The organism is Acinetobacter stercoris (assembly GCF_900323515.1).
Lineage (GTDB): Bacteria > Pseudomonadota > Gammaproteobacteria > Pseudomonadales > Moraxellaceae > Acinetobacter > Acinetobacter stercoris.
Genome location: NZ_OOGT01000021.1, coordinates 23,684 through 30,257, shown reverse-complemented (window position 1 = coordinate 30,257; position 6,574 = coordinate 23,684). Strand labels below are relative to the sequence as shown.

The 6,574-nt window shown below is 41.3% G+C and carries 5 protein-coding genes; all 5 read left to right on the top strand.

Annotation, left to right across the window (positions count from 1 at the left end; translation table 11 throughout):
* The first annotated feature begins 265 nt into the window (after nt 1-265).
* Genes KPC_RS03880 through KPC_RS03860 form a run of 5 tightly spaced genes read left to right on the top strand, consistent with a single transcriptional unit; the run spans nt 266 to nt 6,465 of the window.
* On the top strand, nt 266-1,519 hold the full coding sequence (locus KPC_RS03880; protein ID WP_121973104.1) for an NRAMP family divalent metal transporter: 1,254 nt from the start codon (nt 266-268) through the stop codon (nt 1,517-1,519).
* Nucleotides 1,520-1,538: 19 nt separating this feature from the next.
* Nucleotides 1,539-2,297 (top strand): LamB/YcsF family protein, encoded by a 759-nt coding sequence (locus KPC_RS03875; protein ID WP_121973103.1) that lies wholly within the window; start codon nt 1,539-1,541, stop codon nt 2,295-2,297.
* A gap of 20 nt (nt 2,298-2,317) precedes the next feature.
* Nucleotides 2,318-3,124, top strand: a complete 807-nt coding sequence (locus KPC_RS03870; RefSeq protein WP_121973102.1) for a putative hydro-lyase — start codon at nt 2,318-2,320, stop codon at nt 3,122-3,124.
* An 18-nt stretch (nt 3,125-3,142) separates the two neighbouring features.
* Entirely contained in the window at nt 3,143-4,726 is a 1,584-nt protein-coding gene (locus KPC_RS03865; protein ID WP_121973101.1) for a 5-oxoprolinase subunit B/C family protein, read from the top strand.
* Between the two features lie 14 nt (nt 4,727-4,740).
* Nucleotides 4,741-6,465, top strand: a complete 1,725-nt coding sequence (locus KPC_RS03860; RefSeq protein ID WP_171334416.1) for an acetyl/propionyl/methylcrotonyl-CoA carboxylase subunit alpha — start codon at nt 4,741-4,743, stop codon at nt 6,463-6,465.
* The last annotated feature ends 109 nt before the right edge of the window (nt 6,466-6,574 follow it).

Sequence of the window (6,574 nt, the reverse complement as noted above, 5' to 3'; positions counted from 1 at the left end):
AACCAGAACTTATAAGAATCTATAAAAAACACTTATCCTGTTTTTTTGTGAAATAAAAAAATAAATAAAATCAATAAATTGAATTTAATTAAAAACGAGAAAAGTCTTATTGAGAGTAAGGCTTTCATATGTTTTTATTTTAAATACAAGATTTGGCAGGTTAACTTCAGATCCGAATCTTGGCAATTTAAAAGGATTAAAGAATTTCATATTTGGGAAAATGATGTTCTTTGTTCAACTTGAAAATAGCGTTTATTAAGCTCAAATGGATGAGGAACGCATCAACATGTCTTTATTAAAATCATCTTTGTTATCTGATCGTCAATGGGCGATTGTTGCATCAATCTTTATGATGGCAACTTCTGCAATGGGCCCTGGTTTTTTAACACAAACTGCTGTCTTTACTGTGAAATTGGGAGCTGCATTTGGTTTCGCAATTCTGATCTCAATTCTTGTAGATTATGTTGTTCAGCAAAATATATGGCGAGTTGTAACTCTGACTCAAATGCGGGCTTCAGATATTGCCAATAAAGCTCTGCCAGGCAGTGGTTATTTACTGGCATTTTTAGTTATTCTTGGTGGTTTTTTCTTTAGTATCGGGAATATTGCCGGAGCTGCATTGGGTTTAAATGCGCTGTTTGGACTGGATACTAAAATTGGTGGAGTTTTAAGTGGTGCATTAGCCATTTTAATTTTTGCTTCACGTAAAGCAACTTTGGCAATGGACAAAAGCATGATTGTTTTGGGCTTGCTCAAAATTGCCCTGATTATCATTGTTGCCTTTATCGTTATGCCACCTGTAGGACAAGCAGTTCAGCAAACTTTTGCGCCTGATCAGATTGATTTTGCAGTGATTACTACGATTGTTGGTGGTACTGTAGGTGGATATATCTGTTATGCAGGCGCACACCGCTTACTCGACAAAGGTGCAGTCGGTCCTGAAAATATTGATGAAGTGGCAAAAGCTGCAACCAAAGGTATTGTTGTTGTCGGGATAATGCGTTACGTCTTGTTTTTAGCATTTTTAGGTGTAGTTGTCAGTGGTGCAACGATTGATTTATCTAGTCATAATGCCAATCCTGCTGCACAAGCTTTTCAATATGCAGCAGGTACTTTCGGATTTAAGCTTTTTGGTCTGATCTTCTGGGCAGCTGGTATCAGTAGTACGATTGGTGCAGCTTATACATCGGTATCGTTCTTTACTGCATTTAAGAAAAATCTGACTCAAAAGCAAACTAACTATACGACTATTTCTTTCATTTCTTTAGCTTTATTGCTTTATGTATTGCTTGGTGCGACACCAGCAGGCTTGCTGATATTTGTTGGCGGGTTTAATGGTCTAGTTCTTCCAATTGGTTTAACCATATTTGTATACGTTGCTGCATGTCGTAAAGATATGATGGGAAATTATAACTATCCAAAATGGTTGCTCATTTTAGGTGTTCTGACTTGCTTATTAACGTGGTGGATGGGGTATATGTCATTTTCTACCGTGTTTAATTATCTAACCAGACTCTAAGTTAAAAAGGAGTTATGCAATGTTTGTGGATTTAAATAGCGACTTAGGTGAAAGCTTTGGTTCATGGAAAATGGGTAATGATGAACAGATCTTGCCTGTGGTGACCAGTGCCAATATTGCTTGTGGATTTCATGCTGGTGACCCACTGGGTATTTTAAAAACACTAAAACAAGCAGTAAAACTCGGTGTAACCATCGGGGCGCATGTGGCCTATCCTGATCTGGTTGGTTTTGGGCGACGCAATATGGATTTGTCCAGAGATGAGTTAATTGCCGATGTACTCTATCAAATTTCTGCTCTGGATGGTTTGGCGAAGGTCGCTGGTTCTAAAGTGAAATATGTCAAGCCACACGGTGCGCTATATAACACGATTGCTAAAGATAGTGTTCAGGCTGAAGCCGTAATTGAAGCAATTAAAATGTATAACCCGGAATTGGTTCTGGTCGCGCTTGCAGGATCTAATGTAGTTACTCAAGCACGTGATGCTGGGCTTAAAGTCGTATCAGAGGCATTTGCTGATCGTGCGTATCACAGTGATGGTTCTCTAGTTTCACGCCGTTTAGAGGGCGCTGTTTTGCACGATACTGATTATGTTGCAAAGCGTGTTGTATCCATGTTGCAAAAGGGCGGTGTTGAATCTATAGATGGCATATTTACTCCGATTCAGGCGGATACCATTTGCCTGCATGGTGATACTGACGGTGCGCTGGAAATGTCCGCTGCGATCAAAGCTGAATTGTTGAAGAACAATATTCAGGTTCGTCCATTCTGTGAATGAGTTTGTGTAGGAAGAAAGCAATGTTAAAGGATTTAAGAGTTGACCCAGCCCAACTAAAAGCAGCACTGGATGCCCGATTAAAAATTCGCGCTGGTTTTGATCAACCAACAGCAGGAATGGCAGCGGGAATGACGCAGTGCAATATGATTTCTGTCCCTAAAGACTGGGCATATGATTTTTTACTCTATGCACACCGTAATCCGCAAAGTTGCCCAGTTTTAGACGTTTTAGAAGAGGGTGTTTATAACAGTACACTTGCTGCTGATTCTGATATTCGTACTGATTTTCCTCGTTATCGTATCTGGAAAGATGGGGAAATGGTGGATGAAGTGACGGATGCCAGTGACATCTATAATGCCCATCCAGATTTGGTGACCTTTTTAATTGGCTGTAGTTTCTCCTTTGAAACCGCTTTGCAGGAAGCTGGTATTGAGGTACGTCATATCCATGACAATACTAATGTACCGATGTATTTGAGTAATATCGAATGCCTTCCTGCTGGGCGCATTTCAGGAAACATGGTGGTTTCTATGCGTCCAATTCCTTCACACCAAATTACAGAAGCTGTAAAAATAACAGCTCGTATGCCAAGCGTGCATGGCGCACCTGTACATATTGGACATCCTGAAAGCTTAGGTATCCAAGATGTAAATAAACCTGATTTTGGTGAGGCTTCACGTATAGAAGCTGGGGAAATCCCTGTATTTTGGGCATGTGGGGTAACACCGCAAGCAGCAGTCATGAACTCAAAGATACCATTCGCCATTAGTCATGCACCCGGTCATATGTTTATCACCGATATTCCTGATCGAGCTTGGATAGGTTAGTTATAAAAGGAAAAGCAAATGCGATTTCTATCGGTAAATGCTGACTGTTTTTTGATTGAACTGGCGAGTTTGGACGAAACTCTGGCGTTATACAGCAAATTGCAAGATACACAAATAAAAGGGATTAAGGATTTAATTCCAGCTGCAAAAACAATATTGGTTTTCTTTAATGAAATAGAAACCAGCTTTTATCATCTTATGCCTTTGATTCGTAGTCTGGAGGCAGGAACAAGCCTTGTTCGATCTGTTCAGGAAGTAATTATTCCTATTCGTTATGATGGCGAAGATTTAGAACAGGTTGCTGAGCTACAAGGTTTATCTGTTGCTGACCTGATTTTGAAACATAGCCAAAGTACATGGAATGTTGCATTTATTGGTTTTGCGCCAGGATTTGCCTACATGAGTAGTCCTGATCAGCCATTTACAGATATTCCACGGTTGAAAGTACCACGTAAAAAGATTCCAGCAGGCTCGCTTGGACTAGCAGGTCAGTATTCGGGAATCTATCCAAAAGATAGCCCTGGTGGCTGGCAGTTGATAGGTACAACGTCAAAAAAAATGTGGGATTTGGAACGTGAAAATCCTGCATTGCTATTGCCTGGAATGAATGTGCATTTTGAAGACGTCACACGACATCCTGTTTCAGTCAACGTGCCCAAGCAGATTGTAGCAGTTGAGGAAAAACGCTCATCTCCTGTCTTTAAAATTACTGCACCAGGTTTGCAAATGCTGATTCAGGATGAGGGGCGCTTTAATCAGACCAATATCGGTGTCGGGACAGCAGGTGCAATGGATAAGTCATCTATGCATATTGCAAACCGTATCGTGGGTAATCCAGCTGATACGGCAGCGATTGAGGTTTTAAATGGTGGTTTAAAAGCCCAAATACAAAGTCCGGCCGTTATTGCAGTTGCAGGTGCATTGTCAAAGATTCATGTGAAATTCGTTGATGGGCAACAGGCAGATTATGAGAGTTACCAGGCCATTGCGCTAGATGAGGGAGATGAGTTCCAGGTCTTGACTCCGACTGCTGGGCTTAGAAATTATCTGGCAGTTCGTGGTGGTCTGGATGTTAAGCCTGTTCTCAAGAGTTGTTCATTTGACACTCTGGCCTTGCTCGGTCCAAAGCCTTTATCAATAGGTGATGTTGTATATCACGGGCAGTTGAATGTATCTGATATCAGTTTGCATGAAGTTGCAAAAACTGATTTACCCAAAGTTGGTGATACGGTTGAGCTTGATATTGTGATGGGACCACGGACAGACTGGTTTGACCAGCAAAGTATTGAGGTATTGTGTCAACAATCATGGTTAGTGACCAATGAAAGTAATCGTGTCGGGTTACGTCTGGCAGGTGAAACTTCTTTGGTACGCAAAATGACTCAGGAACTGGAAAGTGAAGGGACATGTATCGGAGCATTGCAGGTTCCACCGAGTGGCCAGCCTGTTTTATTCATGAACGATCATCCTTTGACTGGTGGATATCCAGTGATTGCATCGGTTGCCAAACATCATTGGGATGTGGTTGCACAAATTCCTGCAGGATGCCACATCAGATTTAAAAAGATTAAAGAATTTGAAGATATTGGACAAGGATTATGAATACTCAACAACAAATGACTGAAAAACTATTGATCGCTAACCGTGGTGAAATTGCTGTTCGTATTATCAATGCTTGTCGGGATATGGGGATCGCTTCAGTTGCTGTCTATGCTGATGATGATATCGGTAGCATGCATGTTGAGCTTGCAGACGAAGCCTGGGGCTTGGCAGGTGCAACAGCGAGTGAAACATATTTAAATATTGCCTCGATTATCGACATTGCAAAAAAATCCAAAGCAACCATGATCCATCCAGGTTATGGTTTTTTATCAGAACGTGCCGAATTTGCTCAGGCAGTGATTGATGCTGGATTGAAATGGGTTGGACCTTCACCTACAGCGATTGAAAAGCTGGGAGACAAGATACAAGCACGTAAAATAGCCGCTTCAGTTGGTGCACCTTTGGTACAAGGTACTCAGGAACCATTGAACAATGCTGATGAGGCTTTATTGTTTGCTCAGGAACATGGTTTACCCATTGCAATAAAAGCAGCTTTTGGCGGCGGTGGTCGTGGGCTAAAAGTGGCTTGGAAACTCGAAGAAGTTAAAGAACTCTATGATTCGGCTGTACGCGAAGCCAAAGCTGCATTTGGTCGTGGCGAATGTTTTGTTGAACAATATCTGGATCAACCTCGTCATGTCGAAGCACAAGTGATCGCTGATCAGTATGGTCATGTCGTGGTATTGGGTACGCGGGATTGCTCATTGCAACGCCGTAATCAAAAACTGGTTGAAGAAGCACCAGCACCATTTATTTCTGATGAAATCTATCAGGAAATTTTAACTTCTGCGAAAAATATCTGTCAGGCAGCAAATTATGTAGGAGCGGGGACAGTTGAATATTTGCTGAGTCGGGATGGAAAACTATCATTTCTGGAAGTAAATACCCGTTTGCAGGTCGAGCATCCTGTCACGGAAGAAACTGCAAATGTTGATCTGGTGGTTGAGCAAATTCGGGTTGCTTTAGGGCACGAGTTATCCATCAAGGAAAGTCCAAAACCACAAGGTCATGCGATCGAATTTCGAATCAATGCCGAAGATCCAAGTCGTGGATTTATTCCTGCATTTGGAACACTTGGTTTATTTGAAGCTCCATCTGGTAATGGAGTACGTGTAGATACTGGTGTGCGTACAGGTTCACTTGTATCCAGTCATTTTGATTCACTTATGGCAAAGCTCATTATCACTGGAGCTACCCGTGATATCGCGATAGCACGTGCAAAACGTGCTTTAAAGCAATTTAAAATAGAAGGGGTTGCCTCTGTTCTTGATTTTCATCGTGCCATTTTAAATGAACCAGACTTTACAGAAGATTTTAAAGTTCATACTCGCTGGATTGAGAATGATTTTAAGCAGGACTTGAAAGCAACGAAACGTAGTATTCCTCAACATCAACAGCCGATGTTGCTTAGCTATATTGAAATCGATGGAAAATTACATCGCCTAGGTTTACCAGCGGGAATGTTTGCACAAAATGCTGTATCCACTATCAACACACAAGTGGAGCAGACACAACAAGTTGACGTACGTCCAGAGCATTTACTCGCCCCGATTAATGGGGTCATTAGTGAGTGGAAAGTACAAGATGGCGAGCAAGTTCAGGAGGGTCAGGTTGTTGCGATTATGGAAGCCATGAAAATGGAGGTACAGGTATTAGCCCATAAAACCGGTCAAATTAAACGGCTGAAAGAGCAGGCAACAACTTGTCAGGCTGATCAAGTGATAGCAGAAATAAATTAGTTAAACTGCCAAATTTATATATATTTAATCAATTGAAAAATGGAGGCTTCTCAAAAAGCCTCCATTTTTTTATTGACCTTTTCTTAGAACACCGTTCTAATGATAAGCT